Below are 21603 nucleotides of genomic sequence, written 5' to 3' on the forward strand. Positions count from 1 at the left end.
CAATCGGGCTCTGTCATTAGCCGCCATGGTGCGTTATGGGGCCGGCCGTCATGAGCGAAACGATCACCACTCCGAAAGCCCCGACTCCCAAGCCCTGGATCGAGGCGATCCACGCCTATGTGCCCGGCAAGTCCAAGGGCAAGGACGGCCGCCCGCTCATCAAGCTCTCCGCCAACGAGAACCCGCTGGGCACCAGCGAGGCCGCGCTGGCCGCGAAGGCCGCCGCGCCCGCGCTCTATCCGGACCCCGACAGCACCGCCTTGCGCACCGCGATCGGCGCGCGCCACGGCATCGATCCGCCGCGCGTGGTCATGGGCACGGGCTCGGACGAACTGCTCAACCTTGCGGCGCAGGGCTATGCGGGCCTCGGCGACGAGGTGATCTACGTGCGCTACGGCTTCTCGGTCTACGACATCGCCGCCCGCCGCTGCGGCGCAACGCCGGTTGTCGCACCCGATGCCGATTACGGCACCGATGTCGATGCGCTGCTGGCGCTGGTGACGGAGCGGACCCGCGTGGTCTTCGTCGCCAACCCCAACAACCCGACCGGCTCCTATCTTCCCAAGGGCGAGATCGCGCGCCTGCACGCCGCCCTGCCCTCCGACGTGCTGCTGGTGCTCGACCAGGCCTACGGCGAATACGTCGCGCCCGAGGACGAGGACGGCGCGCTGGCGCTGGCCGCCGCGCACGACAACGTGCTCGTCACCCGCACTTTCTCCAAAATCTTCGGCCTTGCCGGCGAACGCATCGGCTGGGGCACCGGTGCACCGGACATCATCGCCACGCTTAACCGCATCCGTGGGCCGTTCAACGTCGCCTCCACCGGACAGGCGATGGCCGAGGCCGCGCTGGCCGACGCCGCATTCGTCGAAGCCAGCCGCATCCACAACCGCGACGAGCGCGCCCGTTTCGTCGCGAAGCTGGAGGCGCTCGGAAACCACGGCCTGCGCCCGTTGCCCAGCCAGGCGAACTTCGTGCTGACCCTGTTCGAAGGCGCCCTCACCGCCGAAGCGGCGTTCGAGGGCCTCGCGGATCGCGGCTACATCGTACGCTGGCTGCCCGGCCAAGGGCTGCCTCAGGCGCTGCGCATCACCATCGGCAAGAGCGCCGACATGGACGCGATCGCCGAAGCGCTGCGCGAAATGGCGGAAGCCGCGAAATGAGCTTCGCGAAAATCGCCATCATCGGGCTCGGCCTGCAAGGCGGCTCGATCGGCCTCGCCGTGCGCGAGTTCCTGCCCGACGCGCGCACCACCGGCTTCGACCTCAGCCCCGACCACCGCGCCCGCGCCACCGAACGCGGCCTCGTCGACAAGGTCTGCGCCACCGTCAGCGAAGCGGTGCGCGAGGCTGATCTCGTGATCTTCTGCGTGCCGCCGGGCGCGATGGGCATCGCCGCCGAGCAGGTGCGCGGCGCCCTGCCCGCGACCGCGCTGGTCAGCGACGTCGGCTCGTCCAAGCAGGCCATCGCCAAGGCATTGGGCAAAGCGCTGCCCGACCACGTCGTCATCCCCGCCCACCCCGTCGCCGGCACCGAGAACTCGGGGCCGGACGCAGGCTTCGCGCACTTGTTCCGTAACCGCTGGTGCATCGTCACCCCGCCCGCCAAGGTAGACATGGTGCGGCTCTCGCAGCTCGTCGGCTTCTGGGAAGCGCTGGGCGCCAACGTCGAGATCATGACGCCCGAGCACCACGATCTCGTGCTCGCGGTCACCAGCCACTTGCCGCACCTCATCGCCTACACCATCGTCGGCACGGCCTCCGATCTGGAAGACGTGACGCAGAGCGAGGTCATCAAGTATTCGGCCGGCGGCTTCCGCGACTTCACCCGCATCGCCGCTTCCGACCCGACGATGTGGCGCGACGTGTTCCTGTCCAACAAGGACGCGGTGCTGACGATGCTCCAGCGCTTCACCGAGGACCTGACCGCCCTCCAGCGCGCGATCCGCGTCGGCGACGGCGAGCAATTGTTCGATACCTTCGCTCGCACGCGCGCGATCCGCCGCTCGATCATCGAGGAAGGCCAGGACGACGCGCGGCCGGACTTCGGCCGCGGGGATCACGAAGGCCGGTAAAGCACGTCATCCCAGCGAAGGCGGGGATGACGGCCACTTTGTCTATTGGGGCTTGGAGCTACCGGGCATCTCGTGCTTTGAGCGGGCGAACCTCCTGCTCGAGAGCCCGACGCCATGCAGCTATCCATCCAGACCATGCTTGAATACGCCGTGCCCGGCCCCGTCGACGTCCTGCTCCAGATCGAGGCGGCGATCATCCCCGAGCAGCGCGTTCTGCACGCTCACATCGAGCTGCCGCCGCTCGAACATTTCGCCCGCGTTCCCGCGCAGGCCTGCATCGGCGAACGCATCTGGCTGCGCACCTCCGCGCCGCTGACGGTCCGCTACGAGGCCACGGTAGAGGTCGATCGCTTCCTCGCCCCGGTGGACGGGCTCCCGGCCGTGCCCCCGCACAGGCTCCCGGGCGAGACGGTCGATTACCTGATGCCCTCGCGCTACTGCACCTCCGACACGTTCCACGACTTCGTGGAGAGCGAGTTCGCCGGATTGCAGGGAGGCGCGCGCGTCGGCGCGATCCGCGACTGGATCGCTGGCACGCTGACTTACGAACCAGGCTCCAGCGACGCCTTCACCACTGCCGCCGACACGTTCCAGAGCCGCAAGGGTGTCTGCCGCGACTACGCGCACCTGATGATCGCGTTGGTCCGCGCCAGTGCCATCCCGGCCCGCTTCGCAAGTGCCTACGGCATCGGCGTCGAGCCGCAGGATTTCCACGCCATCGCCGAAGTCTTCCTCGACGGCGCCTGGCACCTCGTCGATGCCACCGGCATGACGACGCCCGACCGCGTCGCCAAGATCGGCGTCGGGCGCGACGCGGCGGACGTCTCGTTCCTCTCCAGCTTCGGCGAGGTGGAAATGCTCTCGCAGACCGTCCGGGTCAGCGCGGCACTCTAGATATTCAGCGCGTTGATCGCGGCGTGGACGCGCGCCTCGACCTCGTCTCGCGGGAGGCCGGGAGCGATGCGTTCACCGACGCGCAGGGTGATGGTCCCCGGCTTCTTCCAGCGGCGGTGGTAGAGCCGCCCGCTATCGACCGCCACCGGCACCACCGGCAGCCCCAGCAGCTTGTAGAGACCCGCGAAGCCCGACTGCAGCGGCGGCCGCTCGCCCGTCTTCACGCGGGTGCCTTCGGGGAAGATCGCCAGCGGGCGCCCCTGCGCGGCTAGACCACGTGCGCTCGACACCATGGTGCGGAGAGCCTTGGCGCCTTCGCCACGCTCCACCACGACCGCGCCATAGCGGCGCAAGGCCCATCCCCAGCCGGGGATTTCGGCCAGTTCCGCCTTGGGAAAGGGCGCCGGACGCTGCATCTGCGCGGGCAGGTCGATCGCCTCGTAAAAGCTCTCGTGCTTGATCGCGACGAGCACGCCCTCGTTGGGCAGTTCCCCTTCGATGACAAGGCGGATTCCGAGCAGCCAGCGGGCGCACCAGCGGTGGAACAGGCCCCAGCCGCGCACGGCGCGGCGCAGCGACTCCTCGCCGAACAGCGACCCCACGAAACAGGCGGTCACCATCACGATCGTGCCCGGATAGAACACGACATAGAACAACAGAGAACGCACAACGTCGAGCGGGTTCGCCCTTTCGGAATTCATCGCAGGGCTTCCCAGAGGTTGAGCGCGGCACGGGCCAGCAGCTTGTGATATTCGAGAAACAGCGTGCTCAGGCTGGGATGCGAAGGTACGCCGTCCAGTTCCAGCCGCACGTCATCGGGAAATTCGCGCGCGATCTCCAGCGCGGCGCGGCGCATATGCCAGTCGGCGGTTACGAGGCGCACCGACTTGGCGTTATGCTCGGTCACCCACTGCACCGCCTCGACGGCGTTGGAGCGGGTATCGTAGGCCCGGTAGCCCAGCGTCACGCAGCAGCGCATCAAGCGCGCGGGTACGCGGAACTGGTGCGCGAATTCGCGGGGACGCACCTCCCGATCGACGCCGGAGACGAGCATGTCCGGCGCTTTGCCCGCCTCCAGCACCTTGACCGCATGCTCGATGCGGCCCTGGCTGCCGGTGAGGACGATGATCGCGTCGGTCTTCACGCTCGCGGGCAAAGGCCCGGGCAGGGAAACGGCGAACCACAGGAACCCGAAGGCCCAGAGCAGCACGACAGAGGCGGTGAAGCGACGAAACATAGATGAATAGCTATATAGGGGTTTGCGCCGGTTACAGCATCTTTCGCAGGGCGTGCAGCACGGTGAGCCGCGCCGTCAGCATGGCGAGCAGCGTCGCCAGCACCGGCACCACCGCAAGGATCAGCCAGTCGCTCCACACCAGCGCGCCGCTGTCAACCAGCCCCGCACCCAGCCCCTCGAAGCGTCGCCCAAGGGTGAGGATCACCACCATCGCCAGCGCGAGTCCTACCGCGCCGCCGCCGGCTGCGTCATAGCCGATCGAGCGCTGGAACACCCGCGCCACTTGCGCGTCGGTGCCGCCGAGCAGGTGGACGATCTCGATCGTGTCGCGGTTCGCGCCCAGTGCCGAACGTGCCGCCAGCAGCACCGCCGCCGCCAGCGCGCCCGCCAGCAGCGCGACGATCACCATCGCCAAGACCTGCAGCGACACCATCGCGTCGAACACCGGCCTCAGCCAGTTCGACTGCGCATCGATCCGGGCAGACGGCGCCACCGGCGTCACCCGCTTCGCGATCGCGGCCAGTTGCGCCGCGCTCGCAGGGCCGTTCAGGCGCACGTCGATAAGCGCCGGAACTGGGATCGCCGAGCCGGTCGCCGCCGCGATGCCGGTGCCCAGCCAGGGTTCGATCAGCGCGTCCAATTCCGCCTGCGGAACCTGCCGCAGCCCCGCGACGCCGGGCATCGTCTTGATCGCCTCGACCGCGCGCGCGGCTTGCGCTTCACGCACGTCAGCCCGCGGCTCGATGATCTGCACGGTGACGCCGCCGTCGATCTCGGCCTTTGCCGCCGAGACCGCATTGCCAAGCGCCAGCCCGGCCGCGAGGGCGATAGCGGTCATCGCCACCATGATCGCGATGACCCAGGGCATCGGCCCGGACATGCGTCCCTGCGGGATCAGCTCGACCCGGCTTCCGGCGGTGAACCATCGACCCAGAACCGACGAGCGCCTCACGTCAGCTTCCTTGGCGGATAGCGCAGCGCGCCGGTGGGATCGGAAAGCCGCCCCTTGTCCAGCCGCATGATGAGGCTGTCGGGCACCTTGCGCAGCAGGTCGAGGTCGTGGGTGGCGACCACCACCGTCGTGCCCTGCCGGTTGAGCATCTCGAACAGGCGGATCAGCTTGGCAGCCATGTCCGGATCGACGTTACCGGTAGGCTCGTCCGCCACCAGCATGGCGGGGCGGGCGATGACGGCGCGGGCGATGGCAACGCGCTGCTGCTCGCCGCCCGAAAGCGTGGCGGGGCTGGCGTCGATACGGTCGGTCAGACCCACCCATTCGAGGATGTCGCGCACCGGCCCGGCGATGTCCTTCTCGGCATGGCCCGCCACGCGCAGCGGCAGCGCCACGTTGTCGAAGGCGGACAAGTGCTCGATCAGGCGAAAGTCCTGGAACACCACGCCGATCCGCCGCCGCATCACAGGGAGCCGGGCACGCGGAAGAGTGATGGCGTCGGTCCCGAACATGCGGATCGCTCCGCGCGAGGGCCGCTGCGCAAGGTAGAGCAGCCGCAGCAGCGAAGTCTTGCCCGCGCCGCTCGCGCCGGTGAGGAAATAGAACCGCCCCGCATAGAGCGTGAACGTCAGGTCGCTCAGCACCTCGCGATCGGTGCCGTAGCGAAGGCCGACATTGTCGAAGTGGATGATTTCCCCGTCGCTGGTCATGCTCGTCAAGGATCGTGTTGCACAGTCGGACCGAACGGGCGACCTTCATGCCTATAGCCATCCATGCATGTGGAAAAAAGAGCGTCATGGCGCGAACCCACAGGCGAGGCGCTTGTCGCGCGCGAGCAAGCCGTGCTTATGAATGCGATCATGATCATCGCCTGCCCTGCCTGTTCCACGCGCTACGCTGTCCCCGACAGCGCCATCGGCGTGGAAGGTCGGACCGTGCGCTGCGCCAAGTGCCGGCACAGCTGGTTCCAGGAACCAGCTGAACTGGAAACCGAAGGCGCTTTCGCCGCGCCGGTCGAGGCCGAAGCGGCCGTCAGCCCGTCGCCGGTACATGCCGCGCCCGTGCAGCCAGCTCCGGAGCCGGTTTCCCAGCCGATCCCTCAGGCTGCAGCACGACCGGCGCCGCGCCCCGCCGTCGTGGTTCCCCGCGCCCCGGAACCGGCTGCCGAGGCCCCGCGCTCCGAACCGATGCCGCCGCCGGCACCCTCGCGGCGCCCCGGTCCGGTCTACTACGACGACACCTCGATCAAGCCTTATTCCGACGAAGGCCCATCGAGCTTCGACTTTTCGCCCCCGTTCCGTCCGCGCCGCAACTGGTCGCGGATCGGCACGTTCGCCGCGATCGCCTTCGCCGTCGCGACGCTGGGCCTTGCCGTCGCCGTCGCCGTGGGCGGGCTGCCCGACTGGCTGCCGATCCCGCGCGCGACGTTCAGCCAGGCCCAGCCCGACCTCAAGCTGGACTTCCCGCGCGGCCGCCAGGACCGCAAGCCGCTGCCCGACGGCACCGAGTTCTTCAGCGTCAGCGGCACGATCACCAACATCGGCGCCGAGACCCGCAAGGTCCCCTCGCTTCTCGTCGTCCTGCGCGACCGGCGCGAAACCGTCGTCTACGCCAAGGAAGTGGTGCCTGCGAAGAACCGCCTTGCACCCGGCGAGACGATCACCGTCAACGAAGCGCTGACCGACATCCCCAAGTCCGCTTCCGCTGCAGAGATCGGCTGGAAGCCCGACTGATCTGAACGCCCTCCTCGCAGGAGGACGCGCCCAGCCCGTGGCGAATGCTTCACCCGTGACAAATGGTTCATTTGCTGCGCGCGTGCCGTGCCCGCAAACACCGTCAAGCGGGCATCAACTCTCGCGGGGGCACGAATCTTGGAGCGCGGGCGACCTTGAGGCGAAAAGCGGCGAACAGGCTGGGTCGGTTCGGAACGAATCCGGCGCTGATGCCGTATCTACTGGGCCTGATCGGCGCCTGTGCGGCGCCGAACGTGCAGGCGCAGGACGCCTCCACAAACCACCTCTACGGCGATGTGGCGATCTCCGTCCAGAAGCGCGCCCGTCCCGAGTTCGATCCAGTCCACATCCGCGTCGGCAGTTTCGAAGGCCTGGCCTCAAGCGAAGCGCGCATCGCCTGGGACGACAACATCTATGCCACGCGCAATGACAGGGTGCACGATGCGCTGGCGGTGGTATCGGGCAGCTTCTCCGCGCACTCCACCTGGAGCCGCCACGCCCTCTCGCTGGACACCGATGCAGCGCTGGCTCGCGGCCTGTCGCAGACCAACGAACATACCGAAACCTATGACGCCCGGCTTGGCGGCCGCCTCGATCTGGGCACCCGGACCCGCCTGTCCGCCCGCGCGAGCTATTCGCGCGCCTACGAAGCGCGCGGCACGATCGGGGACACCACGCTGCGCGGCCCGCGCATCGCTTACAATGCACTGGAACTGGGTCTGGAGGCCGAGCACACCGCAGGACGCCTGATCCTCGGAACTCAGGCAAGTCTCGATTCCTACCGCTACGCGCCCTATCGAACCGACAGCGTGCAAATCGGGCAGGGCGACCGCGACTATCGGACCTGGAGCCTTGGCGCGAGTGCGGGCTATGCCGTGGCGCCCGGCGTCGCGGCATTCGTGGAGGGCAGCTACAATCAAGCCCGCTATCCGGACGATACGGGCACGTTCGACCGCAGTTCCAGCGGCTGGTCGCTGCGCGGCGGCCTCGCCTTCGGGGTCACGCGCCTGATCCGGGGCCGTGCCGCAGTCGGCTACCAGGACCAGCGCTACGACGACACGGCCTTTCCACACATCAAGGGGCTCGACTTCAGCGCCGGTCTCGAATGGAGCCCAACCCGCCTGATGACCTGGACGATCGAGGCACGCCGGTCGATCCAGCGCTCGCCCCTCGTCGGCATCGCAGGCATCCGGCAGAGCCGATATGGCACCCGCATTGACTACGAAGCCCGGCGCAATCTGCTCATGTGGGGGCGCCTGGATCGTACCGTCAGCGAATATGCGGGGACCGAGCGTAGACAAAGCGATCTCTCGGGCAGCCTGGGCGCCGACTGGCTTCTCCGTCGCAACTTGCGGCTTGCAGCCCAGTTGGGCTTACAGAGCACCCGCAGCAATGGCGCTGGCGGGCGTGAGTTTGATCGCAGGCGGATGTCGGTGTCGCTTAGGTACACCCTATGATGCCGACCCGCTGTTACCAGTAAATCCACAAGCATGCGGTTGGCGATGGCCGTGATGCGGACAGAGGCGACCCCGGCACGTTGATCCGACTACTGGCGGCTCCACTCCAGCATCTGCTGACGGCAAGCCAAGCCAAGGCTTTGCTTGCCGTCAGCAGAAACTCCGTTCCTGAACGTCACACGACGTCCCTATGACCATCCGCCAGTTTCACGCCCTTAATCCGCCGGGAATTATGTGTGGCATCCCATAGCTCGCCTGAGCACATGCTGTAGCATCATGGGCTTTGGCTCAAACTGCATCTCACGGCTCGATACAGTGGCGCATGCCCCTTTGCCCAACGGACACAACGGATCGTTACTGAAATTACATTCAAGTCCTGCTCGAGACCGATCGATCACGATTCACGACGCCTTGGCTAGGCTTTACTTACCCGAAGAACCCATTTCAAAATATCAAAAGTACCGCTCCAGAATACGTATGGTATCGCCCGGCATTACCATAACAACCAGTCCGGCGTTGAGTTCTACCGACTTTTCGCCTGGTTGCGGCCCACGACGCAGGTTCACGCGCCGCGCATTCGCACGATAGCTGAAACCACCCGCCGCTGCGACGGCCTGTTCGACCGACATGCCAGCGACATAAGGATATTGCCCGGGCCTCTGGACTTCACCCAGAATATAGTAGGGCCGGTAGGTCAGAACTTCGACGCTGACCTTGGGGTCAGTCATGTAACCATCCGCGATCCGGTTCGTCAGCATGCGTGACAGGTCTTCCACCGTCTGTCCGTTGGCATCGATCGTCCCGACCAGCGGAAAAGCGATCCTGCCCGCGCTGGACAAGGCGTACTCACCGGAGAGGTTAGGTTCGTTGTAGACGGTGACACGCACCTTGTCGCCGGCTCCAAGGCGGTACGCCTCCATCCCCATGCGGGCTTCGGCCGCAGTCAGGGGCGAGGCGCCCGAAGTCGCGCACCCCTGCACGAGCACAGCGAATACGCTTGCCACGACGGCATCGATCAAGCGCCGATGCGGATTGCAGACCTTCGACACTTGCCCAATCTCCATTTCGCCGTGCATCGCACCAAGTACGGCGATGAAAACCGGCCCTCACAGAATACTCCAATTACAAAAATGAAATTCAGGTTATAAATAATTTATTTCGCCATTAACTTCGTTAATTTCAAATTTGAAACCGTTACATTTTTGAAATCGCGCAACTGTTACTTGCGCGCCCAGTGCAAACCAGCCGAAATTGCACTCGATTCCAGCAGGCCATTGCAGCGCCGCCGGAAAACAGGGGTGGTGTCAGCGTGAATCAACCTATCGTCCTTGCGCCGCCGCCCGGCGCCCTCGTTCCCGTGTCGCGACCGGCCCTTGCCATCGATACAGACCGGATTGATCCCGGCGCCCTGATCGGCTTTCTGCGTCGTCGATGGCCCATCATACTGGGAGCGCTCCTGACTTCACTCGCCGCCGGCTTTGCCTTCACAACAACCCAGACGCCCACCTACCTTTCGACCGCCGAGGTCACGCTCGACCCGAAAGTCGAGCCGATCGCCCCCCTTACCGAAGAGGATCGTCTCGCGGCTCAGGGCGGCATGGGCGAGACCTGGATCGACACGCAAGTAGAGGTCATCACGTCCAGCGCCAACATCGCGGCCGTGGTCGATCGCCTGGCTCTCACCCGCCGATTCGCCACTGACGGGCGCAGCGGCGCCGAAGCGCGACAGGCAGCGATCGACTATGTCGCCGACGGAGTCTCCGCCTTCCGCTCCGGCGCGACCTATACGCTCTCGATAAGTTTCGAGAGCGAGGATGCCCGGGAAGCGGCGCGCATCGCCAACGCCTTCGCTGCGCAGTATACGCAAGGCAGCGTCACCGAGAAGGATGCCGCCGACACCCGTGCCCTGCGTGAAATCGGCGCACGGATGAACAAGGCAAGCGCACAGGCATCCGCCGACGCCGCCACGCTTTCCCGTTACCGCCTCGCGCACGACCTACCGAGCACCAGCGACCGCTCGCTCACCGAACAGGAAATCTCCACCTACAACCAGGAAGTCACTTCAGCCCGCGCGCAGGCGGCGGAAGATGCCGCCCGGCTGGCGACAGCGCGACAGCAACTCGGTTCGGGATCGAGCGGCGAGGATGTCGGCGAATCGCTCGGCTCGCCTGTGATCGCGTCCTTGCGCCAGCAGCAGGCCGCATATGCCGCCGAGATCGCTTCGCTTTCCGGCAAGTACGGCCCGCGCCACCCCGACCTCGCTCGCGCGCGCAATCAGCTCGCATCTGTGGATGCCCGGATCGCCGAGGAGATTGGTCGCGTGGTGTCGAACCTCTCCGCCCGGGCAGCGGTTTCCGAGCGTCGCCTGGCTTCGCTCTCTGGTTCGCTGCACGCATCCGAAGGCGCCCTTCGGCGGGACAATATGGCCATGGTCGACCTCCAGGACCTCGATCAACGGGCACAGGCCTCGCGCCAGCTCTACGAAAGCTACCTCGGCCGCTACAAGGAACTTGCCGCCCGCATCGGCATCCGTCAGCCGGAAGCCCGGGTACTCCATCCGGCACAGCCCAGCGACAGGCCGGCCCGCCCCGACGTCCTGCTCAACATGGTGCTGGCCGGCGCGATCGGCCTCGGCCTTGGCCTTGCCTGCGCCATCGCGGCGGAACTGATGTTCAGCGGTTTTGCCACCGGCGAGGAGATCGAGAGGCGTCTGGGGCTGCGCTACTTGTGCTCGATCCCCGAACTGGCTTCGGTCACGGGTCGCAGGGCGCTGGCCGCCCCTGTTGAGGCAATCGTCGATCAGCCACGCTCGGCCTTCGCGGAGGCATTCCGCAACTTGCGCGCCTCGATCGCCTTCGCGGTCGAGAATCCACGGATCATAGCGGTGACTTCCGCCTTGCCTGCCGAGGGCAAGACGACCGTGGCCCTGTGCCTCGCCCGGTCGATGGCGGGCGACGGAAACGGGGCCACGGACGCGATCCTGCTCATCGACTGCGACGTGCGGCGACGGGGCGTCAGCCGGTGGGTCGGCGGCACGCGCGACATCGGGCTGCTGGAAGTGCTGCGCGGCGATGCCAGGCTGGAGGACGCGATCGTCACCGACCCGCGTACAAGGCTCTCGATCCTGCCGCTGAGCGCCGGGCGCGAAGAAGACCACGCGCTGCTCACCGGTCCCGCGATGGACGCCCTGCTCGCTACGACCGCGCAGAGCTTCGACGCCGTCATCATGGACACCGCGCCGGTACTGCCGATGGCCGATGCCCGGCTGCTGCTGGGCAAGGCCGACGCCGCCGTCATCGCCGCGCGCTGGCGCCGGACACCGGAAGCCGCGATCCGCTCGCTTCTCCGGCTGCTGCCGGAAGGTGCGGTCGGCCTTGCCGGGGTAATCCTCACCCGCGTGGACGTGCGCAAGCAGGCCGCGTTCGGCCTCGACGAGAACGCATTCTACAAGGCGTACAAGGACTACTATGCTTAACCTGCGCCCGGTCTCGGAGGACGGCGACGACAGCCTGCTCCACCATGTCCGCCAGCGCTTCCGCAAGGTGGCGATCGTGCACTACTGGCTGGTCACCATGCGCGGCGGGGAGCGGGTAATCGAACGGCTGCTGCGCCTTTTCCCCGAAGCCGACATCTTCACCCACGTCTACGATCCCGCGCGCGTCTCGCGCACCATCGCCGGGCGCAAGGTGACCACCAGCTTCATCCAGAAGCTGCCCGGAGCGCGCCGGCACTACCAGAAATACCTGCCGCTCATGCCCATGGCGCTCGAGGAAATGGACCTGCGCGGCTACGATCTGGTCATCAGCAGCGAGAGCGGCCCGGCCAAGGGCGTCATCACCGATCCCGACGCTCTTCACGTGTGCTACGTCCATTCGCCGATGCGATACTTGTGGGACCACTACCACCAGTATCGCGAAGGGACCGGGCCTTTGAACCGTGCGGTGATGCCCTTCCTGTTCCACCGCCTGCGCACCTGGGACGTCGCATCCGCCTCGCGCGTCGACCGCTACGTCGCCAACTCGCACTTCATTCAGCGCCGTATCGAACGCGCCTGGCGAATGCCTTCGACCGTGGTTCACCCTCCCGTCGATGTGGACCTCTTCGCCCTGTCCCGCGAAGTCGACGACAACTACCTGTGGGTGGGCCAACTGGTGCCCTACAAGCGCCCGGACCTTGCGGTAGAAGCGTTCAACCGCCTCGGCTTGCCACTGACCGTGGTGGGGGACGGGCCCATGGCCGCGAGCCTGCGCCGCATGGCGGGCCCTACGGTAACGATCATCCCCCGGCTCGATTTCGCGAACTTGCGCCGACACTACGCGCGCTGCCGCGGATTCGTCTTCACCGCCGAGGAGGATTTCGGGATCGTCCCGGTAGAGGTCATGGCCTCGGGACGGCCGGTGCTGGCCTTCGGGAAAGGCGGCGCTCTCGACACGGTCGTCGACCGCCAGACCGGACTGTTCTTCGACGAGCAGACCGTCGAGGCACTGACCGAAGCGGTATCGAGGTTTGAGGACTGGCTACCTTCCTTCGAACCCGAACTGGCCATGCTGCAGGCCCGCCGCTTTGCCCCCGCCGCCTTCGACGCCGGGATACTGCGATCGTTGATGTGACGGAGAGGCGGACATGCAACTGACCCTCATCGGGGCGATCGAACTGATCATCGCGCTCGCCCTGTTCATCCTGGGATCGGTGCGCGCACTGTTCGTGCTGGTGATATGCGCGACGCTGCTGGGCGGCTCGGCAGCGATCAATCTCACGGCGCTGGGAGGATCGTCGGTCTCGCCCGCGCACTTCGCGCTGGGTTTCCTGCTGCTGCGCTGCCTGGCTCCCGGAGGTGTCGGGACGGCCGATCTCGGCTCGGCGTTGCGCGGCAATGTCTGGCTGATCGTCTTCGTCGCTTACAGCGTCCTTGCCGCACTGCTTCTGCCGCGTATCTTTGCCGGGGAGATCGACGTCACCCCTCTCCGCGGCCAGATTCGCGCCCGGTACGGAACCCAGCTCGGCCGGATCCTCGCCGCCGAACCCCTGCGCTTCACCACGCAGAACCTGACGACCGCCGTGTACATGGTCGGCACGATGGTGATGGCGCTGGCGACCCACGCAGTAATGCGCCACAGGCCGGATGGCGGGCGCATACTGGCTCGCACCGGCGCCGTGATAGGCATTATCCATGCGCTGTCCGGCTTTGCCGGTATCATCCTGCGCGGGACGCCTGCGGAAGCTGCTTTCCATTTCTTCCGCAACAACAACTACGCGCAACTCGATCACGAATGGGGCGGCTTCGTGCGAATGAATGGCCTGTGGCCCGAAGCGTCCTCCTTTGCGAGCTTCGCCGTAGTCTGGTTCGTCTTCGCCTTCGAGTGCTGGCTACGCCGCGTCGAGCCCCGCTGGACCGGAGCGGCCGCGTTGCTTCTCGTCGTAGCCCTGGTCACCAGCACTTCATCTACGGCCTACGTCGGGCTTGTGCTGTTCGGCGCGCTCATGGCGCTGCGCACCCTCACGACCCCGCGCCTGCTGCCTCTCGACCGGCTTGCGTGGCTGTCGCTCGCGGGCATCGCCGCCGGTATCCTCGCCAGCGCGCTGTTGGTGCTCGAACCTGCTCTTGCGGCAGCGATGCGCCGATTGCTGGAGCACATGACGCTGGACAAAGCCGAATCCTTCTCCGGCAGGCAGCGGTTGTTCTGGGCGGGGCAAGGGATAACAGCGTTCATCACCTCGCACGGGCTTGGCATTGGTCCGGGCTCGTTCCGCTCGTCAAGCCTTGCCACGGCGATACTGGGATCGACCGGCATCGTCGGCGCCTGCGCATTCGTGCTCCACGCCGTTCGGGCCGTCGCCCCGCTCGCGGCATCGACCTGGAGCCGCAGCGGGGATCGCGATCGCGACGTCGCAGCCGCCGCGGCATGGTCGGTCGTCGTGGCTATCGGCGTCGCTTCGGTGTCGTCGCCAAGCTGCGATCCCGGGCTTGCCTTCGCAGTCCTGTCCGGCAGCGCGATCGCGTTACGCACCGGGGGCAAGCCCGGGGACAGGCATCGTTCCGGGAAGGCTGCCATCCAAGGTCCGTGGCCTTACCCGGCGGCTACGGCCTGAATCTTCAGGTCGGTTGCCGCTGCGGGCGCAGTCGACGCAGGAAGGCCGCCAGTTGCATGCGCCGCGAGCGTCCCATGAACGCCAGAACGACGGCCACGTAGACAAGCCCGCCCTGCGTCACCAGGAACGCTATGCGAGCCAGGGAACCCAGGCTCCTGGAATCTCCCTCCACGGGCATCGTATCGCCTGTCCCCCACACGACGATCGCCATGACCAGCGCTGCTCCCAGTGCCGGAGCGATCCCGCCCAGCACCTCTCGTGCAAGAACGCCGGTGGCGCGCTGCAGCAGGGCCAGTTGCAACGCGAGCGTCACATAGGCCCGCATGACGTAGGCGACCGCGAACCAGACAAGCCCGTATGGCGCCGCGACAAGGCAGAACAGCAGGGTAAGGGCAAGCTGTATCCCGGCCAGCCTGACCATGATCCCGGCCTTGCCGAGAACCGTCAGTGCAGGATCGGCGAAGAAATTCAATGCGAACGGCGGTGCCAGCAGGCACAGTACCCGCACAACCGGCACGCTTTCGCCCCACTGCGGGCCGAACAACAAGGGTATCAGCGCGTCGGCGAGCACGCCTATCCCCGCTATAGCGGGAAAGGCGACCATCGCGCTGGCCGAAACCATCTCCACATAGCCGCGCCGAAACGCAGGCATGTCATGCCGCAGCTTGGCCAGCGTCGGCACCGCGACAGTGGCAAACGGGCTGATCACGCCCTGCGCGACGACTTCGATCGACTTCCACGCCGTGCGATAGACGCCCACGCCTACGGGCCCGGTCACTCGCCCCAGGATCATGTCCTGCGTGCGGTTGAGCGCTACGAGCAACAATTGCGAAGTGGCGACGCCTACGCCCAGTCGCCATTGTGCCCGCAGCGTCGTCCACGAGAAGTGCAGTCCCGGCCGCCAGCGAAACGCATGCCAGGCAACGAGCGTACCGACCGCCTCGCTTGCAAAGCGCTGTACAACCAGCGCCCACACCCCCCACCCCGCCTGGGCTGCCAGCAGCGCGAGCGTCCCACCGATCAGCCCCGCGCCGAACGAACGGATCGCCAGCGCACGATGGCCAAAGGCGCGAAGCGTCCGACTCATATGCGAAGCGCCTGCCGCAGAAACCGGCACAACGCAGCCAAGCGCAGCAATGACAGGCGCAGCGGCGGGACTGCCCATGGCATTGGCCAGCGGATGGCGCAGCGCGAAGCAGGCGATCGCAACCAGAACTCCCATGCCGAGGTTGCCCCAAAACACGGTGTCAGCAAGGCGCGGCGTGATCTCTGGCGCACGGTAGAGGCTGCTGACCAATCCGCCCTGCGCTACTATCTTGCCCACTTCCGCCACGGCGAGACCGACGATGAAGACACCGAAGGTCGCCGGATCCAGTCGGTGCGCTAACGCGGCGAAGACCACGAAGCCGAACACCTGATCTCCACCGAAACGGACGACGCTCCACCCCACGGCACCAGCGGCGCGCCGGCTCAAACGAGTGCCACCTGCGATTTCCGGATGCCCTGCCATAACGGACTTGAATAGAATTGCCGCAGATGCGAGACAATACCCAGTTCATGTAATTGGGATTTGAATCGCGTGAATACTCGATTAAATTCTTTTAATCCATCAATCGATCATCTCGAAAAACGACTGTGGACGACGATAGCTCCTTACGCTTCTTCAAGTTTCTCACTTCTGGACTTTCCAAACCATGCCAATGTCGGAGATTCCGCCATCTGGCTGGGTGAAGTGCAACTGCTGAAATCGCTTGGTGGCGCAGGCCCCGGCTACGTCTGCGCATTCGACAATTTCGACGAACAGGCGATGCGTACAGCGGTGCCTGAAGGCACCGTATTCCTGCATGGAGGAGGTAACTTCGGCGACATCTGGAACCATCACCAGACATTTCGGGAGGACGTGATCGCGCGGTTGCGGGATCGCCGGATCGTCCAGTTGCCCCAATCGATCCATTATGGCGACCCGGCAAGGATAGACCGGACTGCGCGCATCATCGCCGCGCACCCCGACTTCACCCTGCTGGTGCGCGACGTTCCCTCTCTGGAGCTGGCCCGCCGCCATTTCGACTGCACGGTGGAACTCTGCCCCGACAGTGCCTTTGCCATGGGGGCGCGATCCGGCGCGGCGCCCTCCATCGACGTGCTCGCCATGCTGCGCACCGACAAGGAACGTGCGCAATCCGTCAAGCTTCCCGATCATGCAACCGTCGAGGACTGGCTGATCGACGATACGGCAGCCGTGCGCCGCGCCAAGGCCGGTGGCGTGATGCGCGCGTGGACCTCGCTTTCCCCCGCTGGCGCGCGTGCATCCGCCTACGAGGCTGCGGCGCGCCATCGGGTCGAGCGCGGATTTCGACAACTGGCGCGAGGGCGGGCGATCGTCACCGACCGACTCCATGTCCATATTCTTTCGCTGCTTCTCGGCCGTCCCCATGCCGTGCTGGACAACCACTACGGAAAAATTGCCCGCTTCCTGGATGCGTTCACGCAAGGGTCTGCGCTGGTGCACCGCGCCGAGGACATCGAGGAAGCAGTCGCCTGGGCACGCTCGGCAAGCGCCGAGCGCGTGGCGGCCTGATATCGCCCCCCCGATGCGCCCGGCTCATCGGGGGGGGGGCGATCAAACCATTACGACACTTGGGAGTTTTCACGATCCGAAGCGTCCGCCTCGCTGGAGCCGCTATGAAAGGAGGCTACCCCGTCCGCCGATAACGCGGCATCCCTCGCCCCAGTCGACGCAGCCCCATATCGACTGCAGCATGGAGCGGCGGCTCGAGCCATCTGGCGATGGCGAGAGCAACGACCACCGAACTTGCATATGCGAGAGTGAGCGCCGGAATGATGCCCAGTTCCGCCGTCAGCAGCAGGATCGCACCGCCCACGTGGATGTGAACGAGGTAGAGAGGATAGGTAGCCAGCCCTGCAAGGCGCAGCGCTTCGCCGAAGCGCCCCAGGATGGTCGCGACTTGCGCCTGCCACCGGAATGCCGCCGCGATCATCGCGGTCAGGCAAAGCCACAGCACATAGGCCCAAGGCCAGTCGGCCGACAGATCGACCCGCGCGCCCATCTCCCATTGTGCGGTCGTGCGCACCTGCACCGATGCGGCAAAGATGCAGGCAATCGACAGGCCGACGTGGCGTAACCCGAGGCCGCTGCCGCCCAACCGCGCGCAGAGCATTCCGAGCGCAAAATATATCCCATGCTGCAGAAGCAAAAGTTCACCAAGCCGCCCCCCGGTGCCCCGAACGCCCAATGTCACGGTCAGCCAGTAACTCGCGCTGGCGACACCCAGCAGCCACGCCAGCGCGTGCATCGTGCGTTCGGGCACGCCCGATGCAAGGATCGCCCAGACGAGGGCGTAAAACGCCAACTCGATCGGGATCGTCCAGAACTGGCCGATGATCCACGGTCCCAAGGGGACGAACGCCAAGGTCTTCAGAGTCAGCACGATCGCCTGCCCCGGTGCGCTGCCGAACACGAATACCGCGACCGGCAGCGCGATGGCCACGGCGATGAGCACCGCCGGCAGCAGCCTGGCCACGCGGCGGCGCGCAAAGCCGCGTGCGCTGACGCCGCGTGCGGAATAGGCGATGACTGCCCCGGAAACGACGAAGAACACCTGCACGCCGATCCAGCCGCACCAGCTCAACGCATAGCCGATCGGAAAGTCCTGATGACGGCCTAGAACTGCATGCAAGCTGCTGCCTTCCAGCGCCCATGCCTTGAAGCCGAGATGATAGAGCACGACAAGGCTCGCCGCCGCAAAGCGCACGAGGTCCAGCCCATGGACGGGTTGCCTGCGACGGGCATTGGTAGCGTGCGCTTGGCTCATGACGCGATCTTTGCCGGGCTTCCTGGACGGGACAAATTAACTCCCGGTCATGGCTGCCAGAAGGCTTCTTGCCTGATCGCGCCAGGTAAAGCGGGCGACGCGCTCGAAACCGGCCTCGCGCAGCGCATCGGCTTTGCCGGGATCGTAGAGGACGCGGCGCACCGCAGACAGGATGTCCCCGCTGTCGAGCGGATCGCAATAGAGCGCGGCGGAACCGCAGCGTTCGGTCATCGACGGGATTGCCGAGGCAATCACCGGACAGCCATGGCTCATCGCTTCTACCGGCGGCAGCGGCGACGCTTCGTAGAGCGACGGGAAAAGCAGGCAGGCGGCGCGGCGATAATAATCTGCAAGGATCTCCAGATCCGGGACCTGTCCGATGAATTCGAGCATATGCGCTACATCGGAAGCCACGCCGGCGCGAATGGGCGCGAGGATCTTATGGCTCGAGCCCACGAGAACGGTGCGCACGCCGTCTTCCCGGGCAAGGTGCTGGGCGACCTCGATCACCCGTTCCACATTCTTCCTGCGCGACAGCGACCCGACATAAAGGACCATGCGCTCCCGCTCGTGGCCTGCCGTCCGGTCGACCCTGTCACGGGTCCAGGCGCCATTCTGCACTGCAACGACGTGCGTGCGGCGATGCAGGCGGCGCAGCTGTTCCGCCTCGGCATCGCAGACGGTGAAGAGGGGTTCGGAACGTCGCAGGAGTATCGGCAGCAGTGCGCGATGCGCTGCGCGATAGCGCAGGGAATAGGCGCGCGGCAGGGGCAGGTACGACACGTCGTGGATCATCACCGACAGGCGCTGCCCGCCCAGCGCCGACGCAAGCGGTGCAGTATTTCCCAGGCACAACAGGCGACGATCGGCGACCATACGCGGCAATACGAATTGCTCCCAGGCATGCCCGCTCGCCCCGCCGCGCCGTTCCACCCGGATATGCCGCAAGTCCAGGTCCGACGTGTCCGCATCCGGTTCGCAGGCAAGCGCCAGATGCAGCGGAGTTTCTCCGGCGCCCACCAGCCGGTCCATCTCGGCCACCAGTTCGCGCGCGACCCGTTGCACGCCTGTTACCGGCTGCATGAGGAATCGCCCATTGACCAGTATCGCATCACCAGGCCGCGACATCGAAGCCCCCCTCTCTTCGCCTTGAATGGCTTGCGCTGCCAGTACGGGGAAGATGGGCCGGCACCCGACGACCATTAAAACTTGGCAAGGCGAAGGATCGACCGTCGAGTTCGCTGCAACGCAATATTATGTTGCGGCTCGATTGTTCGGGAATGTCGATGCTACCGGTATATATCAACGGGAAGTTCTACGCAGGCGGTCTCAATGGCGTTCACCGCGTCGCCGACCGGCTTGTCCGGGAGATCGATACACGTCTGGGCGTTCCCGGCGCGCCCCGGGTGACACTGCTGCTGCCGATGCGCCACAGTGGCGACTGGAAGCCATTGCTGCGCAACATCGCAGTGCGCGAACTGGATGAAAGACCCTCGCAAGTCTGGGAACAGGCAAGGCTGCCGACGCTCGCCGCCGACGGAGTTCTGGTGAACCTCGCCAACCTTGCGCCGCTGCGCCATCGCCGCAAGGTGACGCTGATTCACGATGCACAGTTCCTTTTTCCCGACAGTTCCTACCCGCTCCGCCAGCGCCTGGGCTATCGGTTGCTGACCCCGCGCATGGCCCGGTCGAGCAGCACCGTATTGACCGTCAGCGATTACTCCCGGCGCATGCTCGATATTATGGGCGTCTCCCCGGCCACCCGCACGCAAGTGCTCTACAACGGCGTGGACCATATCCTGGAGAACGCAGCGAACGACACAGTGCTTGCCGTGCATGGCCTTGCCGCGCGCGGCTACGCGCTGATGTTCGGCAGTTCCAAGGCCTACAAGAACAACGCGGTGGTCTTTGCTGCCTATGCCCAAAAGGCGCCGGCGGGCGTGCCGCTGGTCGTCGTGGGTGCGCAGCGAGGCGCGCTGGTCGCAGCCGGACTGGCGGTTCCGGACGATGCCGTGTTCGTCGGCTCGTGCGATGACCAGGCCCTGCGCGCGCTCTACGCCGGCGCACGGTGCCTGCTGTGTCCCTCCCGCACGGAAGGCTTCGGCCTGCCGCCACTGGAGGCGATGCTCTGCGGCACACCTGCCGTGGTGGCGCCTGCCGGTGCTGTCCCCGAGGTATGTCGTGATGCCGTTCTCTATGCAGACGTCGATGATCCGGCATCGTGGGCGCAGGCGATCGCCGCGCTCGATCCGGCCGGCCCTCTTTTTGCGAGCAAGGTCGATGTGGGATATATCAGGGCGCGCCAGTTCACTTGGGCCCGCGCCGGGGCCGAACTGCTCGACATCATCCTCGCTCTCAGCGACCGTTCATGGCGAGAAGCGGCATGAGGTTGCTGCCTCCCCGCGTCTCCGTGATCCTGCCGTGCTACAATGGTGAGGCGTTTCTGCGCGAAGCCGTGCGATCGATCCTGGACCAGACGTTCACCGATTTTGAACTCGTCATCGTCGATGACGGCAGCACTGACGCTTCGCCGGTCCTGCTTGCGCGCATGGCGGAAGGCGATGGCCGTATCCGGGTGGTGCGCCAGCCCAATGGCGGGATCGTGGCGGCACTCAACACCGCGATCGACCATTCGCGCGGAGAATACATCGCGCGTATGGACGCGGACGACGTGTCCTTTCCCGAGCGTCTCGCATTCCAGGTCGCCTGGCTGGACGACAACCCGCAGACCGTCATCGTCGGCGGGCAGGCCGTTGCGGATCGCCATCCCACTTCGTCCAGCACGCGCACCAGCGGCGGACGTCACGAAGTAACCGACCTGTCCGTCTTTCCGCCGCGCGTCGCGGTCTCGATGCATCCGCTGATCATGATCCGGGCCGCAGCACTCAAAGCCATGGGCGGATACCGCGACGACTACCGCCATGCCGAGGACTACGACCTGTTCATTCGCGCCGGAGCGTTCGGCCGTATCGACAATCCACCGGTGGACGTCCTGTTCTATCGCCGCCACGAAGCGGCGCTCTCGGTAGGAAATGTCGAGGAACAGGAACGCTCCGCCGTCCGCGCGGAACTTGACGCGATCGCGCGGACCGGCGGCACCCGGCCCCCTCGCCTGGTTGTGGATGCCTATACGCGGTTGCGAATCTTCCGACGCTACCGTGCGATCTCGCGGGATAGGACGCGAGCGATGTGGCCGGCCATGCTGGCGAGCCTGTGCAGCGTCATGCCCGCCGCGCTCGCTTCGGCCCGCTTCCGCCGCCTGCCATTGTTGATCGGGGCCGCCCTGGTGCGGTCGCTGCGCACCGCCTGAGGACGGCCCCGCCGCATCGGATC

Annotated in this window: 19 protein-coding genes; 11 read left to right on the forward strand and 8 right to left on the reverse strand. The window is 66.0% G+C overall.

What is annotated here, in order from left to right:
- Positions 1-35 precede the first annotated feature (35 nt).
- The 3 genes from hisC to QRN25_RS10505 all read left to right on the forward strand — a co-directional run bounded on the left by hisC (position 36) and on the right by QRN25_RS10505 (position 2968).
- The gene (gene hisC / locus QRN25_RS10495) at positions 36-1163 is read left to right on the forward strand and encodes a histidinol-phosphate transaminase (protein WP_502910458.1); all 1128 of its coding nucleotides are present in this window, start codon (positions 36-38) and stop codon (positions 1161-1163) included.
- On the forward strand, positions 1160-2074 hold the full coding sequence (locus QRN25_RS10500) for a prephenate/arogenate dehydrogenase family protein (protein WP_285019460.1): 915 nt from the start codon (positions 1160-1162) through the stop codon (positions 2072-2074). Before hisC ends, QRN25_RS10500 begins: the two co-directional genes overlap by 4 nt.
- A 114-nt stretch (positions 2075-2188) precedes the next feature.
- A complete protein-coding gene (locus tag QRN25_RS10505; RefSeq protein ID WP_285019462.1) occupies positions 2189-2968 on the forward strand; it encodes a transglutaminase-like domain-containing protein in 780 nt (259 codons plus the stop codon).
- Here QRN25_RS10505 and QRN25_RS10510 read toward each other — a convergent pair.
- Genes QRN25_RS10510 through ftsE form a run of 4 tightly spaced genes read right to left on the reverse strand, consistent with a single transcriptional unit; the run spans position 2965 to position 5867 of the window.
- Positions 2965-3669 (reverse strand): lysophospholipid acyltransferase family protein, encoded by a 705-nt coding sequence (locus QRN25_RS10510; RefSeq protein ID WP_285019463.1) that lies wholly within the window; start codon positions 3667-3669, stop codon positions 2965-2967. The two genes, QRN25_RS10505 and QRN25_RS10510, sit on opposite strands and share 4 nt — an antisense overlap.
- Positions 3666-4205 (reverse strand): YdcF family protein, encoded by a 540-nt coding sequence (locus tag QRN25_RS10515; RefSeq protein ID WP_008829997.1) that lies wholly within the window; start codon positions 4203-4205, stop codon positions 3666-3668. Before QRN25_RS10515 ends, QRN25_RS10510 begins: the two co-directional genes overlap by 4 nt.
- Positions 4206-4236: 31 nt before the next feature.
- The gene (locus QRN25_RS10520; RefSeq protein WP_036525963.1) at positions 4237-5157 is read right to left on the reverse strand and encodes a cell division protein FtsX; all 921 of its coding nucleotides are present in this window, start codon (positions 5155-5157) and stop codon (positions 4237-4239) included.
- Positions 5154-5867 (reverse strand): cell division ATP-binding protein FtsE, encoded by a 714-nt coding sequence (gene ftsE, locus QRN25_RS10525; RefSeq protein WP_211149623.1) that lies wholly within the window; start codon positions 5865-5867, stop codon positions 5154-5156. The genes QRN25_RS10520 and ftsE overlap by 4 nt, the downstream gene beginning before the upstream one ends.
- A gap of 150 nt (positions 5868-6017) precedes the next feature.
- On the opposite strand from ftsE, the gene QRN25_RS10530 reads away from it, so the two are divergent.
- Both QRN25_RS10530 and QRN25_RS10535 read left to right on the forward strand, forming a co-directional pair.
- Positions 6018-6890 carry a zinc-ribbon domain-containing protein gene (locus QRN25_RS10530; RefSeq protein WP_285019465.1) on the forward strand — a complete coding sequence of 291 codons (873 nt, stop codon included), beginning with the start codon at positions 6018-6020 and terminating at the stop codon, positions 6888-6890.
- Positions 6891-7099: 209 nt separating this feature from the next.
- Positions 7100-8347: an outer membrane beta-barrel protein gene (locus tag QRN25_RS10535; protein WP_285019466.1), complete on the forward strand. Its 1248-nt coding sequence runs from the start codon at positions 7100-7102 to the stop codon at positions 8345-8347.
- A 452-nt stretch (positions 8348-8799) separates the two neighbouring features.
- Here the strand turns inward: QRN25_RS10535 and QRN25_RS10540 are convergent, their stop codons facing one another.
- Positions 8800-9396, reverse strand: a complete 597-nt coding sequence (locus tag QRN25_RS10540) for a polysaccharide biosynthesis/export family protein (protein ID WP_285019467.1) — start codon at positions 9394-9396, stop codon at positions 8800-8802.
- A 260-nt stretch (positions 9397-9656) separates the two neighbouring features.
- On the opposite strand from QRN25_RS10540, the gene QRN25_RS10545 reads away from it, so the two are divergent.
- The 3 genes from QRN25_RS10545 to QRN25_RS10555 are packed head-to-tail and all read left to right on the forward strand — an operon-like array spanning position 9657 to position 14437.
- Positions 9657-11822, forward strand: coding sequence for a GumC family protein (locus QRN25_RS10545; RefSeq protein ID WP_285019469.1), 2166 nt, complete (start codon positions 9657-9659; stop codon positions 11820-11822).
- Positions 11815-12957, forward strand: a complete 1143-nt coding sequence (locus QRN25_RS10550; RefSeq protein ID WP_285019471.1) for a glycosyltransferase — start codon at positions 11815-11817, stop codon at positions 12955-12957. Before QRN25_RS10545 ends, QRN25_RS10550 begins: the two co-directional genes overlap by 8 nt.
- Positions 12958-12970: 13 nt before the next feature.
- Positions 12971-14437, forward strand: coding sequence for a hypothetical protein (locus QRN25_RS10555; protein ID WP_285019473.1), 1467 nt, complete (start codon positions 12971-12973; stop codon positions 14435-14437).
- Positions 14438-14441: 4 nt separating this feature from the next.
- Here QRN25_RS10555 and QRN25_RS10560 read toward each other — a convergent pair whose 3' ends face one another.
- Entirely contained in the window at positions 14442-15851 is a 1410-nt protein-coding gene (locus QRN25_RS10560) for a lipopolysaccharide biosynthesis protein (protein ID WP_285019474.1), read from the reverse strand.
- Positions 15852-16016: 165 nt separating this feature from the next.
- Between QRN25_RS10560 and QRN25_RS10565 the strand changes: the two genes are divergently transcribed.
- Positions 16017-17015, forward strand: coding sequence for a polysaccharide pyruvyl transferase family protein (locus tag QRN25_RS10565; protein ID WP_285019525.1), 999 nt, complete (start codon positions 16017-16019; stop codon positions 17013-17015).
- A 115-nt stretch (positions 17016-17130) separates the two neighbouring features.
- On the opposite strand, the gene QRN25_RS10570 is transcribed toward QRN25_RS10565, so the two are convergent.
- Both QRN25_RS10570 and QRN25_RS10575 read right to left on the reverse strand, forming a co-directional pair.
- Positions 17131-18270 (reverse strand): acyltransferase family protein, encoded by a 1140-nt coding sequence (locus tag QRN25_RS10570; RefSeq protein WP_285019475.1) that lies wholly within the window; start codon positions 18268-18270, stop codon positions 17131-17133.
- Positions 18271-18306: 36 nt separating this feature from the next.
- On the reverse strand, positions 18307-19353 hold the full coding sequence (locus QRN25_RS10575; protein WP_285019476.1) for a glycosyltransferase family 4 protein: 1047 nt from the start codon (positions 19351-19353) through the stop codon (positions 18307-18309).
- 203 nt (positions 19354-19556) lie between these two features.
- On the opposite strand from QRN25_RS10575, the gene QRN25_RS10580 reads away from it, so the two are divergent.
- Positions 19557-20657 (forward strand): glycosyltransferase family 4 protein, encoded by a 1101-nt coding sequence (locus tag QRN25_RS10580; protein ID WP_271180918.1) that lies wholly within the window; start codon positions 19557-19559, stop codon positions 20655-20657.
- Entirely contained in the window at positions 20654-21580 is a 927-nt protein-coding gene (locus QRN25_RS10585) for a glycosyltransferase family 2 protein (protein WP_285019479.1), read from the forward strand. The genes QRN25_RS10580 and QRN25_RS10585 overlap by 4 nt, the downstream gene beginning before the upstream one ends.
- The last annotated feature ends 23 nt before the right edge of the window (positions 21581-21603 follow it).

The organism is Novosphingobium sp. fls2-241-R2A-195 (assembly GCF_030209485.1).
GTDB classification, from domain to species: domain Bacteria; phylum Pseudomonadota; class Alphaproteobacteria; order Sphingomonadales; family Sphingomonadaceae; genus Novosphingobium; species Novosphingobium resinovorum.